Origin of the sequence: Bacteroides propionicigenes, from assembly GCF_018390535.1 — a bacterium.
Taxonomy (GTDB): domain Bacteria; phylum Bacteroidota; class Bacteroidia; order Bacteroidales; family Bacteroidaceae; genus Bacteroides; species Bacteroides propionicigenes.
In genome coordinates, this window is the sequence record NZ_JAHBBW010000011.1 from 119041 (window position 1) to 136535 (window position 17495).

Here is a 17495-nt window from a genome sequence, read left to right on the forward strand (position 1 = left end):
CTGTAAATGTTTTATACTGTTATTATTTGATAAGCCTTCCGGCAATGTTTCCCACCGCTGCTCCTGCCGTACCAGCCACCAGGGAACCGGCCTGGGATGCCCTTTGGTTCACATTCTTGAGGTAGTTGCCTGCACCGCCTCCGGCCTGCACAATCCAGTTTGATACGGTCGGTATGGTGAAATACCCGATGATGCCGATAATGAGGAAAGTGATGTAAACCGCGTTTGAACTGTCGGGGATGAAATCCGGATCGGAAAGCCGCTCGATATCCCTCTGTAGCATCAGCACCTGGATTCTCGCCAGCACACTGCTGAACAGGTCGCTGACAGGAAGCCAAAGGTAGATGCTGATATAGCGGACGAACCACTGGCTGAGAGAAGCTTGGAAACCGTCCCAGCAGGAGATGGCGAAAGAAACCGGACCGAGTATCGAAAGGACTATCAGGAAGAATGTCCTCAGCGTGTCGATGACCAGCGCCGCCGCATTGAACAGAAGTTCCAGCAGTTCCCGGAAGAAATTCTGTACGGCCCTTTTCATGTTGTACATCGCGCGGTCCACATACATCCCGCAGGCTTCTATAGCGTCAAACGCACCCAGCTCGTCCAGCCTGTTGTCAAAAGTCTCCTTGTCGACCAGATAGGCTGTCTCGGGATTCCGTTTCATCGCCTCAATCTCCAGCTTGTCCTTCTGTGCCCGGTACTCGTTCATGTCAAAGGTCTGCGACTCCAATATGGTATGGGTCCCTTTCACGACGGGCGAGAGGATGCTGTTCAGCGTACCCAGAACGAGTGTCGGAAAGAACATGATACAAAGCCCCAAAGCGAACGGACGCAAAAGCGGAAAGACATCCACAGGCTCGGCACGTGCCAGAGCCTGCCATACACGATACGCCACATAGAAAAGCGCTCCCAGACCGGCAAGGCCTCTTGCCACACCGGTCATCTTTGAGCAGAGCGGCATCATTTCCACATACAGATTCTGTAAAATCTGATGCAGGTTGTCAAAATCTATAGCCAACAATAACATAATGAAAGCGGATTAGGAATTACCAATAACGTTCGTTCGGTGAGCCGTAGAGTGCCATCACGCGGTCTAGGTCGTTCTGTTTCTTGGCGCGCAGGTAGGACACCCCGATGTTCTTGTTGGTGTAATACTGTACCAGACTGCGGTTTTGCAACATGTCGTTGTAGCAGCGGTCGATGATATCCATCCTTTCCTTGTCGTTCATGGAAAGCCCGTTCTCGTTGACCACCGTCTTCAAATCGTTCAGCAAATGGGCACTTTCTTCCAGCAGTTTGGTGTATCCCAAAGCAATCGCGCTCAGTTCTTCCGGCGTAAAATACGGGTCGCTGAGCATACGCTCGAAGCTGGTGACATAGATGTCCGTGATATCGCCCACCATCAGGATGGTCTGCTGGACTTTGCGGGCATCACGGACAAGGTTCTTGACCTTGCGAAGCCCGTCGTAATACTCCTTGCCCTGCTGGTAGATTTTCACGGTTTCCTGAAAACTATTCGCCATATTGGTGGCAGTGGAGGATGTGTGAACGATGTTCTTGGCAGCATTGATGATTCCCTGCGCCAGATTGCCCGGGTCGCTCACTACCCATTGGGCTTTCGCTGTGAGGCTGACAAGGAAGCAGCCCATGCACAGCATAAGAATTTTCTTTTTCATGATGTTTCTATTTTTAATTGTGAATAATTCTGTTAAAAGTCAGATTCCCATTTTCCGCCCTTTGGACGGCGGGTTCCGGAGGATGGTCCGTTGCGCCTGTCTCGGTCGGTTCTCTATTCCGGAATTCTCCCTCTTGCGTCTGATGGAGGCGAAGAGTTCGTCTGCATACGGCCTGCGTCCGGTCATTCTGACGAAACGGGCATCCAGCTCCCGGTAGGCTTTCTCTGCCTGACACGAGCGTTCCGTCGCGGAAACGTTCTTGTCTATGCCGTACTTGGCGAGAAAATCAGGACTGATTTGCAGGATGTCGTGAACCACATCCGGTGAGGCCGCAATCCGTCCCAAAATCTCCAGTTCTCCATCCAGTCTTTCCAAATAGAAATCCGGCAGACGGACATCCTTGATGCTTTCCGCAGCCTTTTCCGCATTCCTGCACAGACGGCTTTCCAATATCACCCCCTCATCATATGCTGGTTCCGGCCCGGAACGGTTCAGCCTGTCAAGCCTGTCATAATCATCCGCAAGCCCGTACCTGAGTGCCACATACCGTGAAGGTGGCATAAGATGCACGGCCAGGTTGCAGAGTTCCCACATGTCGCTCTCTTTCCGATGGAAGTCCAGAATCCGGACAGATGACCGCACTTCTTGCGGTGACGGACGTTCCTGCTTGCTTTCCGGATTTTCCTTCGAGTAAACATCCTGCATGAATGTGTACATGGCAAGCATTCGGTGGACAGGGACGGCTTCTTCAGGTCTGATATCCATAAGCCGGGAACCGTTCTTCTCCATGAAATAAGTATCTTTCAATGCCTCCATCAGTTCCGACCTGTCCGTTTCCGCCGTTTTTTCCGGTGTCGGGAACAGGTACGAGGCTGACAACAGGCAGGAGACTTGGGTAATCACATCCTCCGACTTCCTGTACCGCCTGACCAGTTCCGACAGCTTCCGGTACTCCTTTTTCCGGACAAGTACCCTTGTCTGTTTCATCACTTCCGTCAACTCCTTGAGGCGCGGCTCGTCCAGATAGCGGCGCTGCTGTTCTTTTATCCATTCTTTCATTTCCATGATTCGTGATTGTTTTTCGGTTTTCATGTGATTCCAATCCCTTTCACCTGGCTTCGCTTGCTATCGGCCAACTGCCTGATGGCAAGCTCTATATTGCCTCCGAGTTTCTCCGTAAGCCGCATCAGCTCAAGTTTTTCGGTCTCTTCTGTGGTGTAGCAGACGTACTCCTCAAGTGAAACCTCCGTAGCATAGACTGCTGACTGTGAGCCTCCGAGACCAATCCACACTTCCTTGTACTTTCGGGAAGGATTGTTTGCCATGTTGATGGAAAGTATCTGCGCCCGCTCCTTGTCGGTCAGACCGAGCAAGGTCTGGATCTCATCGAACTTGTTCATATACTTGCGCTGGTCAAGGAGAATCTTACAGTCACTATTATTAATGATGGTGCCCTTGACAATCGGAGAAGAAATGATGTCCTCTACTTCCTGGGTCACGACCACGGCCTCGCCGAAAAACTTTCGGACGGTCTTGAAAAGGTAGCGGATATAGTTGCTCATATTGGCGGATGCCAATGCCTTCCAGCACTCTTCGATAAGGATTATTTTCCGGATACCTTTCAACTTGCGCATCTTGCTGATAAAAGTCTCCATGATGATGATGGTGACAATCGGAAGTAGCACCTTGTTGTCACGGATATTGTCCAGCTCGAAGACAATAAACCGTTTGCCAAGCAAATCAAGCTGTCTGTCGGAATTCAACAGGAAGTCATACTCGCCACCCTTGTAATAAGGTTCCAGCACATTCAGGAATCCCCACACGTCAAAATCCTTCTCACGGGTTCGCTTCTCTTTCAGGATATCCTGATACTCGTCACGGATAAACTCATAGAAGGTATCGAAGGAGGGTTTTATGCTGCTGTCCCTGCGGATTTTCTCCAGAAAAAGATTGACCGCATTAGATAGTGCCACCTCCTCGGCACGTGTCGGCGGCTCGTCGTCACGCTTCCACAGGGTAAGGATAAGCGTCTTGATGGACTCTTTCTTCTCGATGTCGAAAATTCCGTCTTCCACATAGAAAGGATTGAAGGCGATGGGATTATCCTCCTCGTAGGTGAAATAAATCCCGTCCTCGCCGTGTGTCCTCGCGTGGATCAGGTTGCACAGCCCCTGGTAGGAGTTGCCCGTATCCACCAATAGCACGTGTGTCCCTTGCTCGTAATATTGCCTCACCATATGGTTGGTAAAGAAGGACTTGCCCGAGCCGGACGGGCCGAGGATAAATTTGTTCCTGTTCGTGATGGTGCCGTTCTTCATCGGCAGGTCGGAAATGTCCAGATGGACCGGCTTTCCGGTCAGGCGGTCCACCATACGGATGCCGAACGGAGAGAGCGAATCCTTATAGGAGGTTTCCCCGATGAACAGGCATAGGGCCTGCTCAATAAAGGTGTGGAAACTCTCCTCGGACGGGAAATCTCCGGCATTGCCGGGTATTGCCGCCCAGAACAGAGTCGGCACATCCACCGTGTTGTGACGCGGTTTCGCTTCCATCAACGCCAGCTGGCTACCTACATCGTTCTTGATGCGCTTCAACTTTTCCCGGTCATCGCTCCAGGCCATGACATTGCAGTGTGCGCGGATGGAGGTCAGCCCCTTGCTGTGCGCCTCGTTCAGGTACTCTTCAATCCATTCGCGGTTGATCTGGTTGGAACGGCTGTAACGGGAAAGCGAATGCATGTTCCGTGCAGTCTGCTCGAATTTCCTGAGAATTTCCGCCGAATCATCAATGAAGAGGTACTGGTTCACCACATGGTTGCAGGTAAGCAGAATGCCTATCGGTGCGGCAAAGGACAGCCGACAGTCGCTCCGGTCTGTCGAGAGCCTTTCATACCGGCAGTCGGTTGACACGTTCGACGGCAGGTCTTCCGGATCGGAAAGCGTATGAAGGCACAGGTAGTTGTCGCCCACCTTCATTTCCCCGGCACCGAGTGACAGATCCTGCAAGCAGGTAGCATCTTCCTGCGACATGGAAAAATACTTCTCGATGATGCCGGCGGAATTTTTGCTCCCGATGATTTCCTCATCCGTCAGGCGGATGATACGTAGCAGGCCGCTGTCGTTCACGATGCGTTCGAATTGTCCGCAACACTCCATGAACCGGGTGACGGTTTCCTTGTCCTGCATTTCCTTGGGGATAATGAATCCCCTTGTAAGTGCATTGAAACTGCTGGTTGTCCGGCTGTGCTCCTTCGTGGTTTTCGTAAGGAACAGGTAACAGGTATGCTGCAAATACGGCCGCTCGTTGAAATGGCGTTCGAAACTGCGGCTCAGAAAGCTCAGGTCTTCCTTGCAAATATCCGGTTTATATCCCTCTTCGATGAAGAAGTCCTGCTTGTGTACGATGCTGTAGTTCGGCAAGACCTTTACCGCTTTTGCCCAGGTGGAGTGCATGGACTCGTACTCGGCACGTGTCAGCGTGAACAGTTCCGGCAGTTCCACCCGGTATGCTACGGTGATGTCCGCATCCTTGCTGATGATGCAGCCGTTCTCCACGGACAACAGTGGGAACTTGCTTTCCAGCGTGGCTGTTTTCATTACGTTTTTCATGCTTTTCTGTTTTTAATGGTTGGAGAAAACAACCGGAGGAACTTTCTCCGGCTGATGATGTAGCGGGGATGGCTGCGCAGCGCATGGAGTTTCATAAGGCCCCATTCACCGTATTTCGAATTCATCCTGAAAGTGACCCAGACCAGCACCGATGCGGAAACGACCCCGAAACCGATGCAGACCCACTGGTCGATACCTGCCATGTACATGACGACGAAGATTACGAACAACGCGAGCAATCCTCCCGCAAAGATGAACAGGTACTGGCTCTTGAGTCCCTTGAACTCCGGGCTGCGCCCAATCCCCTTGTTGACATTGAATTCCGCCATATTACAGGAAGAATGAGCGTAAGATGGTGGCGGCGACAATCAGGAAGATACACGCACCGAACCAGCTGGCGGCAGTCTTTGAGGTATCCGGGTCGCCTGACGAGAACTTGGAATAGACCTTCACGCCTCCGATAAGGCCGATAACGGCACCGATGGCGTAAATCAGCTTGGTGCCGGGATCGAAATACGAAGTGACCATATTGGTAGCTTCCGTAATTCCACCGATACCGTTGCCCTGGGCAAATGCCCCCATTGAAACCAGCAGCGTCATGGCTGCCAAAAAGAATCTTTTTTTCATGTGTCGAAACTTTTAATTAGTGAGACAAAAAATGATTTCGACTGCGAATATATAGTGCTTAATTTATTGATTTACAAACTGTACGATATGTGACACCGTATGACATCACGTTACATCGGCAGGGAATTTTCAACCATTCAAAAAGGGTTTTCCCGGCAATATGAAACAGTAAAAACAGGATAAGGAGAAAGCGGCATTTCATTTCTTCCGGCAAAGGTAGCCCCGTGTCCTGAGAAGCCCGGCAAGGCGGCCCTGCGGGCTGGTTGCCGTGAAATAATCATCCTCGCTGCGCTTGCGGTATTTTTTCACGGCAAGCCTTGCGGGATTCCGGACCGGGGCGGAAAAGCCTTCAGGAAATAAAATACCGTTCGGTTTGAATGGATATATGTAAAACAAAAAACAGAAGATAACATGGAAACAAGAAACAATCAGACAGTGGCTTTCACGGGACACCGTAAGGAACGTATTCTGCAAGGGTTCGGAAACGATCCCCGGATACTTGCACAAATCAGGGAAGCTGTGGCTGGAATGGTAACAGAACTGTACGGGCAGGGATACAAGGAATACTACACCGGGATGGCCAGCGGATTTGATATGACTGCTGCGGAGGCGGTCTTGCAGGTCAGGGAGAGATACGAAGGTATCAAGCTCATAGCGGCAGTACCTTTTCGGAAACAGCCCTTGTGGTTTGAAGCGGAAGACCGGCTGTTGTATGCCCGTCTGTTGGAAAGGATGGACCAGGTGGTCATGGTTTCCGAGAATTACCACAAGGGCTGTTACCTGCGCAGGGATGAATACATGGTACGTAAGGCGGATGTTATCGTTGCCTATTGGGACCTCGTACCGAAAGGGGGAACATTCTACACGGTAAGCAAGGCGTTGGAATGCGGCAAGCCGGTCATCAACATCCACGAAAGGCTGAGATAGTGGGAACCGGGTTGTGACATTTACATAACTTATGCAAATCCACATGAACCGGGAACAAGCCGGAATGGACAAACAGGATATATTAAGAAACTATAACTTGAATGTCCGGACAAAACCGGTATCTTTGTCTTTATGAATCAATCCGGTAGCCCGGCTTTATGTATCGCGAGGCAGTATCCGATATCCGGAAGCGGCTCCTGATGATGTGTACAGCCCGTATCTTGAATAATAATATTGAAAAAAACTATGAACCATGAATGAAAACTGGCCTGAAATTGTGGAGGATTTGTCACCTTGTCTTAGACCGGGAGCGATAAAAGGAGATTATCTGCGGGATGTAGGGTATTGCCTGAGATATCTCGGATGGAAAAAGACCAACGGGACAATGGTGTTCCGGGACATGTGGCATTCAGGTGGGGATGACTCCGGACATCCCGATATACTGCTCTGTAAAAAAGAGAAGGACGGCACTTGTCTGCCGGTTCTTCCTGTTGTAGTAGAGTTGCCTGACAGTGAACCGTCCGGACGGCTGGCGTTGTCAATGCGGCAGTTAAAGCTTGATATCGGATTATATATAGGAAAAAATATCCGGTTGTATTATCAGACTCCCGGTTGTAAGGATGAACCGGTCTGCGCATTTGTGGCGGACTTTCAGAAAGATGACATGAACGGAAGTGCGATTTGCGACCTGCTTCTTTATGAGAACTTCAGTCCGGAAAAGATGAACGGTTTTGTAATGGATGCCATACATGGGTAATAAGAAAAACTTTATACCGGCACTTGTGCATTAATGCTCCCGCTTCATTCCCCATACCAAAAGCCATTTTTATTCAATGGAAGATAATAAAAATGGCTTTTGATATAAACAGAATTTTAAATTATATCAGAACCCGTTTCCTGCTGCATCTTACGCTCCTTCTTTTTCTCTTTTTGCAGCTTTTTCTTAGCCTCCATTTCCGCCATGATCTGTTTCAGAGGCTTGACCGTTTCCGGTTCCTCACGTTTGAACCGCTTGAAATAGATACTTTCGATAAACTGTGGAAGCGGAGCTTTCCAGACCTCTTGCCTGTGGTTGTCTATCTTGCCGAGCTTGTCGGGATTCAGACCCAATTCACGGGCCATCTGCACCTGCCTGTCTGAAAGGCGGTGACGCTTCTGCGCCACCAGCCATTTTTCTAATATCGCTTTTGTCACTGCCATCGTTCATTTTTTTGCAAAGATAGAATTTTGCATTGATTTCTCTTAAATACTTGTTTGTCAGCATTACCTTATAGTCCATAATATATAAGTGCCAATATTGGCAGAAATTTAATATGACGATGGAAATAAAAAGAGACAGTTGGGATATATATAAATTTCCAAAAACAGGAAAAGGCACACCGATATCACATCGACATGCCTTCTGAAAAATATGACAACAAAGAAGCAATTAAACAAATTCATTTATATCGAATGCCCCTGTCTCATTTTTTGTATTATCCATTTCTGAAATTTGTGAGTCATCACAAAGCATACTATCAATAAGATTTCCTATCTTCTTTTTAATAGCGGTTTCTTTCCGCATAATTCTGATGATTTCTTCTTCAGATAGATAGATGCGTGGGGCACGAATTGCAGGATTTCTTTTTATGCCAAAAGATTCTGCTTCTGACTTCGGCATTGCTTGTTGTTTTTTGTTTTTCACATTCGATTCCATATTTACATGTATTTATTCCAATCAATTCTAATCTGTTCCAAAGATTGTTTTGGCGCCTCTTTTCCATTTGGCATATTTTCCTTAAGCAGTTTTTCCAATTGGCTTTGAGTACTCAATTCGGTTGCAAAGAACCTGAACAGGTCTGTATCCTGAAGTTGGTACAGGGTTTCGGCTGCATTTCGGATTTTCTTTCTGTCATCCGTCCCCAAAATAAGTACATCAGCGACATTGTTCAATTCTTCAAAAGTCAGTGCCCTTGAAAAATCCGGGTCAGGAACACACCCGTCATTTGACATAAGTTCCCGTTTTTCCGATTCTGTCAGTCCCTTTTGTGAAGAGAAACCATCTATCACATCATCCGGATCTATATCCTCATCTTCCTCTATAGGCTCTTTCTTCATAGGTTCAGAACGTGTGGGAGTTTTTCTCGCCATGTCCGGGTCTTCAAGATAGACTATTTTTGTCTTTCCGATTACTTCATTGTACTCGTCCAGTGGATTCGGCTGCGTTTCGGTTTTCTCTTCATGCCCGACTTTAAGGATATCCTTCTCCGCTTGTGCAATCCACGCTTCAGCCTTGTCCAGTCTTGCCCTATACCGGGCTTTCCTTGCTTTTTCCGCCATCCGCTTTTTGCGTGATTTCCATAACCGGATACGTGCAATACGCATATGACGAAGCTGACTATCCCAAAAATTATAAACTCTCGGACTGAAAATGAACATCCATACCTTATATAATATGTAGGTTGCCGACATGGCTTTTACTGAAAAATAAATTAATGTTGTTTCCATGACTATTGAATTTTAGGGGGTGAAAAACGGTCTTTATACATTCGGGTGATTTCCTCGATGTTGAGTTCTATATGCTCAGCGATGATGTTACTGATATAGCTCGCAATACTTACTTCGGGAGCTATCACATGGAGATAATTCTTTATCTCGTCGTACAGCTTGCGGTTCAGGTACACCTGGATGCGTCCTGGCATGGGGGTATTCACCAGATACTTCTGACGAAAGTTACTGTCACATTCGGGCATATTGCAAGGTTTGGGATTTTTCCGGGCAGTTCCTTTTTCCGTATCCTGCCTTTCATTGTTTTCCTCTTCCGGAACCTCAACCACTATGATATCCTCGTTCTCGATGGCATCAGGAATGTCACCGACCATATACCCCCTGATTTTTTCTTCATTCACTTTTACAATTTTCTTTGCCATATCTCAATTACAGGTTAAATTTTACAATCAGTTCGTTTGCCAATTCCTGCAATCCGCTGCCTTTAAGCTGTCCTGCCGGCGGTGGAAGGAGCGAGCAGCGGAAATAGGTACGTGTCCGCGATGAGAGTTCCTTGTCATAGCGACAGAGATCGGGAATCATTGAATCCAGAATTTTCAACCCCTGTTTCTTCATCAGTGCCATATAATTGTCAAGCACTTCGGTATTGCTTCTTTTCTTTACCTTGGTCCAGAACAGGAACACGTCTTTCAAGGGAATGTTCTTCCGGTTTTCCGCACATTTCATAACACTTTTGGCAAAGACAAAACTGCTGTCCATAACGAAATTGTCAGCGGCAATGGGGGTCAATACATAATCCACATTGAAAATGGTCTGCAAAACGCCGGATATGTCCATAGACCCCGGCAAATCTATGAAAACGATATCAAAATCTGCTTTTGCCGCCAACTCTCCGGCCACCTGGCGTGCATTCTCCGGCTTTGCCTGCCTGATAGGATAAATCCTGCATCCCCTGAGCCTCTGTTCCTCCAGCAACACCATGTACTTCTTGTTTATCTCCACCATCTCCATGTCCCGTTCCCTCAGATTGAACAGGCTGCGCTGGGTGGCGTCACAATCAACGATAGCCACATTCTTGCCCATCGAATAATTCAGGAGACTGGCAAGTGTTACCAACATTGTACTTTTGCCGACCCCACCTTTCTGGTTGCTGACCGCAACGAATAACGGATTCTTCTTCATAACTGAACTTTTTTAATGGTTTATTACACTATTGTTTTACTTGTCTGTTGTTTGCTTTGTGACAAGGTTTGTTAGTGATATGGTTACTTTGTGCTCACCAACCGGCAAACCGACCAACCGATAGTTATCTGCCCCAACAAAGCAAGTAAACAATCACTGCCCACCTGTTGCAACAAGTGTTTTCGCTAACCGACAATACAACGGACAGCCACTTGATTATTGGTTTGTTTTACCGTTCACGCTGCAAATAAAAGGGTATTTTTTCATACCTGCACTATGTTTTAAGGGAGGTGACGACCTGTGTCATCATTTGTCATCACGTTACATATAACCCGCTATTTTACAATAGGATAAACCGCCATAACTTTGCACCGGCAACGGAACGGATACCGCTGCGGAGGTTTCCCGAAGCCGAAGAATGAGGCTGAAGGTCAAAACTTAATTTGACGAAGGAAAATTCATGTTCAAGCGAACATAGCAAGTTGTGTTTTGAGGCACCCGAAATAAATTCGGGCACTCAAAACAACTTGCCACTCGCCTGACGGCTCGGGGAGGATTCACTCCAAAGTCGTGAATCCGGGGCCGGAAGATTAGAAACTGAAAATATCAATGCGTATGGAAGAAAACAAGAAGAAAAACTCAAGAAAAAGCGCAGGCAGGAAACCAAAATCCGACCCTGCCGTGCATCGTTATGTGGTACGGTTGAACTCGGAAGAGAACGGACGTTTTGATATTCAATTCCAAAAATCAGGATTGAAAGAACGCTCCAAGTTTATCAAGACAATGATTTTCGGCAAGGAAATCAAGGTGGTGAGAATAGACAAGGCGACGATGGATTATTATATCCGCCTGACCAATTTCTACCACCAATTCCAGAGTATCGGCAACAACTACAACCAGACGGTGAAAGCCGTAAAGACAAATTTCGGGGAGAAACGGGCTTTCGTCCTGCTCCGTAATCTGGAAAAAGCAACAATAGACTTAGTGTTGCTGAGCAAGCGGATTATCATGCTGACCCGTGAGTTTGAAGAAAACTATCTGATAAAACAACGGAAGGAGGAGGAAAATGGTGGCTAAAATCAACAGAGGTGCTTCGCTCTACGGTGCAATCATCTACAACCTGCAGAAAGTGAACGACAATACAGCCCGCATCATTTACGGGAACCGCATGATTGCCAATGTGTCGGGGAACACGGAGCGTGTCATGCAACAGACCCTGTGGGCGTTTGACAACTACCTGCTTGCCAACAAGAATACAGAAAAGCCAGTCCTGCATATATCGTTGAACCCTTCTTTGGACGACCGGCTCACGGATTTGCAATTCACGGAACTGGCCAGGGAGTATATGCAGCGAATGGGCTATGGCAACCAGCCTTACATTGTATATATGCACGAGGACATAGACCGGAGGCATATCCATATCGTTTCCACCTGCGTGAACGAAAAAGGTGAAAAGATAGACGACGCCTACGAGTGGAACCGCTCGATGAAAGCCTGCCGGGAACTGGAAAAGAAATTCGGGTTGAAACAGGTGGATGACAAGCGCAAGGAACTATTGGAGCCGTATCTGAAAAAGGCTGACTACCAAAATGGTGATGTGAAGCGGCAGGTTTCCAATATCGTCAAGAGTGTATTCTCCACTTATCGTTTCCAGTCTTTCGGCGAGTACAGCGCCTTGCTCTCCTGTTTCAATATCGAGGCGAAACAAGTAAAAGGCGAATTTGAAGGAACACCCTATAATGGAATTGTCTATACGATGACCGATGATAGTGGCAAGCCGATATGTACGCCCGTCAAATCTTCTCTTATCGAAAAACGCTACGGCTACGAGGGATTGGAAAAGCGTATCGGGTACAACGCCCGTGAATACAAGAACAAGAAATGGCAACCGAAGATACGGAACGAAGTGGCGCTTGCCATGCACGGATGCCGTGGAAACAAGGAGGAGTTCACCCGTTTGCTCGCCGGGAAAGGTATTGATGTGGTATTCCGTGAAAATGATGAAGGACGTATCTATGGCGCAACTTTCATCGACCATAAGAACCGTGAGGTATATAACGGTTCCCGACTTGGAAAAGAGTTTTCGGCAAACGCTTTTGAGCGGCTGTTTAACAGTCCGACCAATATGCCTGACTTGGATATGCCAATGCCTGCTCTTAATCGGCAAGGCGTTTTCTCCTCCGAAATGGAAAGCTCCATCGAACAGGCTTTCGGAATCTTCGGCATTGACGCCAACGGTCCCGACCCGCAGGAAGAGGCGCTTGCCCGCAGGCTGCAACGCAAGAAGAAAAAGAAACGCCGTTCCCGCGGAATATCCTGATTACAGATTTTATAAACCATTAAAACTATATTCATTATGCAACAAGAAGATGATTTGAGGGGACTGGCCAAGGTCATGGAGTTCATGCGTGCCATATCCATCGTGTTTATTGTCATCCACGTCTATTGGTACTGCTACCGTTCATTCGTGGATATGGGTATCAATATCGGGGTAGTCGACAGGATACTCCTGAATTTCCAGAGGACAGCGGGGCTTTTCAGCAACCTGCTCATCACAAAAGTATTTGCCGTCATATTCCTTGCCCTCTCGTGTTTGGGAACAAAAGGCGTAAAGAATCAGAAGATGACATGGCAGAAAATATATGCCTCTTTCCTTGCCGGATTGGTGCTGTTTTTCATGAACTGGTGGATGCTCGACCTGCCGTTCAGTCCGATGGTCAATGCCACCTTGTACACGGCAACACTTACAGCCGGGTATATCCTGTTGTTGATGTCCGGCGTGTGGATAAGCCGGATGCTGAAACACAACCTCATGGAAGATGTATTCAATACCGCCAACGAGAGTTTCATGCAGGAGACACGGCTCATGGAGAACGAGTATTCCGTCAACCTGCCGACAAAGTTCGTCTATCAAGGCAGGGAATGGAACGGATGGATTAATGTTGTAAATGTTTTTCGTGCGTCCATCGTGCTTGGAACTCCCGGCTCGGGTAAGAGCTACGCAGTGGTAAACAACTACATAAAACAGCAGATTGAAAAATCCTTCGCCATGTATATTTACGATTATAAGTTTCCAGATTTGTCCGAAATTGCTTATAACCATCTACTTAAACACACTCAGAATTACAAAGTGAAGCCGGAATTTTATGTCATCAATTTCGATGATCCGCGACGTTCGCACAGGTGCAATCCCATCAACCCGAAATTCATGGCGGACATCTCGGATGCCTACGAATCTGCCTACACGATTATGCTCAATTTGAACAAGACCTGGGTGTGACCTGTAAAGTCGCGTAATTGATTGTTAAACAGTGATATTAGTTGCATGATTTAACCCGCTGTTCCGTCAGCGGTAGCCTACTATAAGGTGCATCTCCAGTGATGGGTTGTGCCAAGCTTATAGGACAAAGTACACTCTCCGAAAGGACAAGACTGAACCGTGAGGGAACGTCAAGGGCGGTTAGTATCATACTGCCGAGTGGCGAGGCTGGATAGCATGGTTAACATAAGTGAACTGTCTTTAGCCATCGTGAGGTTTGAAGGAGCGGAAGATACTTTAGCTCTCACCAAAAGGTAAGCAGTCGGATAACCCCTGCCCATGTTGGGGTTACACGGACATGGCACTGCCGGTGGACTTGACAGAACCTAAACTATCCTTTTGTCAATTACGTGGAACAGGGCAAGCCTGTATCTCTCTCGTAACAACGCGAGTAAGCGAACCGCAAGGCAAGCCGAAAGGGGTGCAGGTATGAGATAACGGAGAAAGCGAACGCCTCCCTGTAATGGGGAGGATACGGATTGAATCGACATCACGGGCTGATTGTGGATAACATCATCCGACACGAAAGTGGGCAGACTTCCGTATATGGTAACTCTTTACAAGATAACTTTTAGAACTTTCAAAAGGAGGAAAGCAAATGAACGAAACTAAGACATCGTGTGCGCCTGCTGACAACAGGAATCTGACTTGGGACGGTATGAACTGGTCCAAGTGCGAAGCCTATGTCCGAAAGCTTCAAGCGCGTATTGTAAAGGCTCAGAAAGAAGGCAGACATAACAAGGTGAAAGCCTTGCAATGGATGCTCACTCACTCTTTTTACGCCAAGGCATTGGCTGTAAAGAGGGTTACTTCCAACAAAGGGAAGAAAACGTCTGGAGTAGATAAACAGCTTTGGGACTCTCCCAAGCGCAAGTACAAAGCAATCAGTGAACTGAAACGCCGTGGCTACAATCCGCAGCCACTCCGTAGGGTTCACATCAAGAAAAAGAACGGTAAACTCCGACCGTTGGGAATACCGACCATGAAAGACAGGGCGATGCAGGCTTTATATCTCATGGCATTGGAACCGATAGCCGAAACGACAGGCGACCGTTTCTCCTACGGCTTCCGAAAGAAGCGCAGGACAATGGACGCAATCCGTCAGATTGATACGGTTTTAAACCGCCAACATTCTCCCGAATGGATTTTGGAGGGAGATATAAAAGGCTGTTTCGACCACATCAGCCACGACTGGCTCATTGAGAATATCCCTATGGATAAGACAATACTCAGAAAATGGTTGAAATGTGGAGCTGTGTTCAACGGAAAACTATTCCCGACAGAAGAGGGTACGCCACAAGGAGGTATCATATCACCGACACTTGCAAACATGGTACTTGACGGGCTTCAGCCGCTCTTGGCTAAAAGATTCAAAAGACTATGGCGTAACAACAAGACATTCCATTACAAGGTAAATCTTATTCGCTATGCTGACGACTTTATAATCACAGGCCGAGATAAGGAACTATTGGAAAACGAAGTCAAACCAATAGTGATAGAATTTCTCAAAGAAAGAGGTCTTACCTTATCCGAAGAGAAAACTACTATTACGAACATATATGACGGATTTGATTTCTTGGGTTTCAATGTAAGGAAGTTCGGCAAAAAGCTATACACATCTCCGTCCAAAGACGCACAGAAACGCTTTAGGGCAAAAATCAGTGACATAGTCAAAGGACATAAGATGTGTAAGCAGGAATCGCTGATACGAATGCTCAATCCTGTAATCACAGGATGGGGTAACTATTACCGATATGGTGCATCGACCGATGCTTTTCATGGTTGCGACTACCACATTTATAATCTCACGAAGAAATGGGCCTTACGTCGTCACCCTAAGAAACGCAAGTCTTGGGTCGCAGACAGGTATTGGCATGAAATTCGGGGACGCAAATGGACGTTTGCGTGGAAATATGAAACGAAAAGTATGAAAGTGAACTACCTGACCCTTAAAAGATTGTCGGATATACATTATACTCCGTACAAGCAAGTCAAGGGAGAGGCAAATCCTTTTGACCCGGAATACGATGATTATTTCTCTCAGCGTAAGGAGCAACAAATGCTGGAATCTCTCAAAGGACGTAAGTCTCTCTTATATTTATGGAACAAGCAGAACCGGATTTGTCCGTTATGTGGCAAGGAAATAGACTGTACAAAAGCATGGAACGTCAACGAAATATCTGTTGGTGGTTCGATTGTACGGCAACTTGTCCACAACAACTGCTACAAGCGAAATAAACGAAAATGTTGAAAGTATGAGCCGATTTCTAACAACAAATAGAAATATTGAGTTGCTTGAGCCGTATGAGGGGAAACTCTCACGTACGGTTCTTAGGGGAGAAGGGGGCAGCAATGCCCTTGACTTACCCGATATACAGAAACAGGGCGATTTCTTCGTGGAATCCCCGATTATTCTTTTGGCGGCTATTATATGGTATTTGCGCATCTACCAGGACGGAAAATACTGCACGTTCCCTCACGCGATAGAATTTCTGAACAAGCCGTATGCCGATATTTTCACAATTCTTACCTCGTATCCGTCTTTGGAAAACTACCTTTCCCCGTTCATGGACGCCTGGCAAGGGGGCGCACAAGACCAGTTGCAAGGCCAGATCGCTTCGGCAAAAATCCCGCTTTCAAGGATGATTTCCCCGCAGCTTTACTGGGTGATGACCGGTGATGATTTCACGCTCGACCTGAACAATCCCGAACACCCTAAAATCCTGTGTGTCGGTAACAATCCCGACAGGCAGAACATCTATTCAGCCGCCCTCGGACTGTACAACAGCCGTATCGTAAAATTGGTGAACAAGAAGGGACAACTGAAGTCTTCCATCATCATAGACGAGCTGCCCACGATTTACTTTCGCGGTATTGACAATCTCATTGCCACCGCACGAAGCAACAAGGTGGCGGTATGTCTCGGCTTCCAGGACTTCTCTCAGCTGACCCGTGACTACGGTGAAAAAGAAGCGAAGGTAATCCAAAATACGGTGGGCAACATCTTCAGCGGTCAGGTCGTGGGAGAAACGGCTAAGAACCTTTCGGAACGCTTCGGTAAGATACTCCAACAGCGGCAGTCCATTTCCATCAACCGGCAGGACACCTCCACCTCCATCAACACGCAGATGGATTCGCTCATTCCGGCATCGAAAATAGCCAACCTCTCACAGGGTACATTCGTGGGCAGCGTAGCGGATAACTTCGGGGAAGAGATTGACCAGAAGATTTTCCATGCCCGCATTATTGTCGATAATGAGAAGGTAGCAGCGGAAACCAAAGCCTACAAGAAAATACCCGTCATCAACGAGTTCAAGGATGCGGACGGCAACGACATCATGCAACAGCAGATAGACCGGAACTATTCCCAGATAAAAGCGGACGTGGTGCGGATAATCGAAGATGAGATGACCCGTATAAAGAACGACCCTGATTTGAAACACCTGATACCACAGGAAGAAAATGACAAGGATAATGAATAGCCATTGAAAGGCCGCTTTTTTATTTTAGCCTGCAAAGGTCGTCCCGTGCCTTTTGGATTGAGCAAGGTCGAGCCCTACGGGTTTTCGGGGAAATCTTCCGCGCTCCGCTTGCGGTATTTTCCCGAAAAGCCTTGCACAATCCGGCACGGAACGGTAAGGCAGGCAAGAAATAAAATACCGGCTCGCC

Annotated in this window: 16 protein-coding genes and 2 pseudogenes; 7 read left to right on the top strand and 11 right to left on the bottom strand. The window is 47.5% G+C overall.

All coding sequences use genetic code 11. From position 1 onward, the window contains the following. Positions 1-22: 22 nt before the first annotated feature. Genes traJ through KG118_RS13590 form a run of 6 tightly spaced genes read right to left on the bottom strand, consistent with a single transcriptional unit; the run spans position 23 to position 5911 of the window. Positions 23-1027, bottom strand: coding sequence for a conjugative transposon protein TraJ (gene traJ / locus KG118_RS13565; RefSeq protein WP_008777833.1), 1005 nt, complete (start codon positions 1025-1027; stop codon positions 23-25). 19 nt (positions 1028-1046) lie between these two features. Then, positions 1047-1676, bottom strand: a complete 630-nt coding sequence (locus KG118_RS13570; protein WP_008777832.1) for a DUF4141 domain-containing protein — start codon at positions 1674-1676, stop codon at positions 1047-1049. A 39-nt stretch (positions 1677-1715) separates the two neighbouring features. Then, a complete protein-coding gene (locus tag KG118_RS13575) occupies positions 1716-2768 on the bottom strand; it encodes a hypothetical protein (RefSeq protein WP_008777831.1) in 1053 nt (350 codons plus the stop codon). Beyond that, positions 2765-5284, bottom strand: a complete 2520-nt coding sequence (locus KG118_RS13580; protein WP_117589901.1) for a TraG family conjugative transposon ATPase — start codon at positions 5282-5284, stop codon at positions 2765-2767. Before KG118_RS13580 ends, KG118_RS13575 begins: the two co-directional genes overlap by 4 nt. Next, complete coding sequence (locus KG118_RS13585; protein WP_008777826.1) at positions 5281-5613, bottom strand: DUF4133 domain-containing protein; 333 nt, start codon at positions 5611-5613, stop codon at positions 5281-5283. The genes KG118_RS13580 and KG118_RS13585 overlap by 4 nt, the downstream gene beginning before the upstream one ends. A 1-nt stretch (position 5614) precedes the next feature. Then, on the bottom strand, positions 5615-5911 hold the full coding sequence (locus KG118_RS13590) for a DUF4134 domain-containing protein (RefSeq protein ID WP_005644316.1): 297 nt from the start codon (positions 5909-5911) through the stop codon (positions 5615-5617). Positions 5912-6322: 411 nt separating this feature from the next. On the opposite strand from KG118_RS13590, the gene KG118_RS13595 reads away from it, so the two are divergent. Together KG118_RS13595 and KG118_RS13600 are read left to right on the top strand one after the other, a co-directional pair. After that, a complete protein-coding gene (locus KG118_RS13595) occupies positions 6323-6838 on the top strand; it encodes an SLOG family protein (protein ID WP_117616062.1) in 516 nt (171 codons plus the stop codon). Positions 6839-7091: 253 nt separating this feature from the next. Continuing rightward, the gene (locus KG118_RS13600; RefSeq protein ID WP_008777821.1) at positions 7092-7595 is read left to right on the top strand and encodes a hypothetical protein; all 504 of its coding nucleotides are present in this window, start codon (positions 7092-7094) and stop codon (positions 7593-7595) included. 116 nt (positions 7596-7711) lie between these two features. Here the strand turns inward: KG118_RS13600 and KG118_RS13605 are convergent, their stop codons facing one another. The 5 genes from KG118_RS13605 to KG118_RS13625 form a co-directional block, all read right to left on the bottom strand. Then, positions 7712-8038 carry a hypothetical protein gene (locus tag KG118_RS13605; protein ID WP_008777820.1) on the bottom strand — a complete coding sequence of 109 codons (327 nt, stop codon included), beginning with the start codon at positions 8036-8038 and terminating at the stop codon, positions 7712-7714. 229 nt (positions 8039-8267) lie between these two features. After that, positions 8268-8534, bottom strand: a complete 267-nt coding sequence (locus tag KG118_RS13610) for a hypothetical protein (RefSeq protein WP_117589793.1) — start codon at positions 8532-8534, stop codon at positions 8268-8270. Between the two features lie 2 nt (positions 8535-8536). Next, a complete protein-coding gene (locus KG118_RS13615; protein ID WP_008777818.1) occupies positions 8537-9325 on the bottom strand; it encodes a DUF4122 family protein in 789 nt (262 codons plus the stop codon). A 2-nt stretch (positions 9326-9327) separates the two neighbouring features. Beyond that, positions 9328-9747, bottom strand: a complete 420-nt coding sequence (locus tag KG118_RS13620) for a DUF3408 domain-containing protein (protein WP_008777817.1) — start codon at positions 9745-9747, stop codon at positions 9328-9330. 7 nt (positions 9748-9754) lie between these two features. Next, complete coding sequence (locus KG118_RS13625) at positions 9755-10507, bottom strand: ParA family protein (RefSeq protein ID WP_005644302.1); 753 nt, start codon at positions 10505-10507, stop codon at positions 9755-9757. Between the two features lie 609 nt (positions 10508-11116). Here KG118_RS13625 and mobA point away from each other — a divergent pair. From mobA to KG118_RS13650, 5 genes and pseudogenes are all read left to right on the top strand, one after another. Continuing rightward, the gene (mobA, locus tag KG118_RS13630) at positions 11117-11584 is read left to right on the top strand and encodes a conjugal transfer protein MobA (RefSeq protein WP_032560424.1); all 468 of its coding nucleotides are present in this window, start codon (positions 11117-11119) and stop codon (positions 11582-11584) included. Then, the gene (mobB, locus tag KG118_RS13635; protein WP_032560423.1) at positions 11574-12827 is read left to right on the top strand and encodes a conjugal transfer protein MobB; all 1254 of its coding nucleotides are present in this window, start codon (positions 11574-11576) and stop codon (positions 12825-12827) included. Before mobA ends, mobB begins: the two co-directional genes overlap by 11 nt. A 36-nt stretch (positions 12828-12863) precedes the next feature. After that, positions 12864-13784, top strand: a pseudogene (locus KG118_RS13640) (YWFCY domain-containing protein); the annotation flags it as partial. A gap of 640 nt (positions 13785-14424) precedes the next feature. Continuing rightward, a complete protein-coding gene (ltrA, locus tag KG118_RS13645) occupies positions 14425-16077 on the top strand; it encodes a group II intron reverse transcriptase/maturase (protein ID WP_005647985.1) in 1653 nt (550 codons plus the stop codon). A gap of 121 nt (positions 16078-16198) precedes the next feature. Beyond that, a pseudogene (locus KG118_RS13650) lies at positions 16199-17308 on the top strand (TraM recognition domain-containing protein); the annotation flags it as partial. Positions 17309-17495 lie beyond the last annotated feature (187 nt).

What these genes read in the sequence shown, in the direction of transcription:
- traJ (WP_008777833.1), bottom strand. Translation starts at nt 1,027, where the DNA reads ATGTTATTGTTGGCTATAGATTTTGACAACCTGCATCAGATTTTACAG.
- KG118_RS13570 (WP_008777832.1), bottom strand. Translation starts at nt 1,676, where the DNA reads ATGAAAAAGAAAATTCTTATGCTGTGCATGGGCTGCTTCCTTGTCAGC.
- KG118_RS13575 (WP_008777831.1), bottom strand. Translation starts at nt 2,768, where the DNA reads ATGAAAACCGAAAAACAATCACGAATCATGGAAATGAAAGAATGGATA.
- KG118_RS13580 (WP_117589901.1), bottom strand. Translation starts at nt 5,284, where the DNA reads ATGAAAAACGTAATGAAAACAGCCACGCTGGAAAGCAAGTTCCCACTG.
- KG118_RS13585 (WP_008777826.1), bottom strand. Translation starts at nt 5,613, where the DNA reads ATGGCGGAATTCAATGTCAACAAGGGGATTGGGCGCAGCCCGGAGTTC.
- KG118_RS13590 (WP_005644316.1), bottom strand. Translation starts at nt 5,911, where the DNA reads ATGAAAAAAAGATTCTTTTTGGCAGCCATGACGCTGCTGGTTTCAATG.
- KG118_RS13595 (WP_117616062.1), top strand. Translation starts at nt 6,323, where the DNA reads ATGGAAACAAGAAACAATCAGACAGTGGCTTTCACGGGACACCGTAAG.
- KG118_RS13600 (WP_008777821.1), top strand. Translation starts at nt 7,092, where the DNA reads ATGAATGAAAACTGGCCTGAAATTGTGGAGGATTTGTCACCTTGTCTT.
- KG118_RS13605 (WP_008777820.1), bottom strand. Translation starts at nt 8,038, where the DNA reads ATGGCAGTGACAAAAGCGATATTAGAAAAATGGCTGGTGGCGCAGAAG.
- KG118_RS13610 (WP_117589793.1), bottom strand. Translation starts at nt 8,534, where the DNA reads ATGGAATCGAATGTGAAAAACAAAAAACAACAAGCAATGCCGAAGTCA.
- KG118_RS13615 (WP_008777818.1), bottom strand. Translation starts at nt 9,325, where the DNA reads ATGGAAACAACATTAATTTATTTTTCAGTAAAAGCCATGTCGGCAACC.
- KG118_RS13620 (WP_008777817.1), bottom strand. Translation starts at nt 9,747, where the DNA reads ATGGCAAAGAAAATTGTAAAAGTGAATGAAGAAAAAATCAGGGGGTAT.
- KG118_RS13625 (WP_005644302.1), bottom strand. Translation starts at nt 10,507, where the DNA reads ATGAAGAAGAATCCGTTATTCGTTGCGGTCAGCAACCAGAAAGGTGGG.
- mobA (WP_032560424.1), top strand. Translation starts at nt 11,117, where the DNA reads ATGCGTATGGAAGAAAACAAGAAGAAAAACTCAAGAAAAAGCGCAGGC.
- mobB (WP_032560423.1), top strand. Translation starts at nt 11,574, where the DNA reads ATGGTGGCTAAAATCAACAGAGGTGCTTCGCTCTACGGTGCAATCATC.
- ltrA (WP_005647985.1), top strand. Translation starts at nt 14,425, where the DNA reads ATGAACGAAACTAAGACATCGTGTGCGCCTGCTGACAACAGGAATCTG.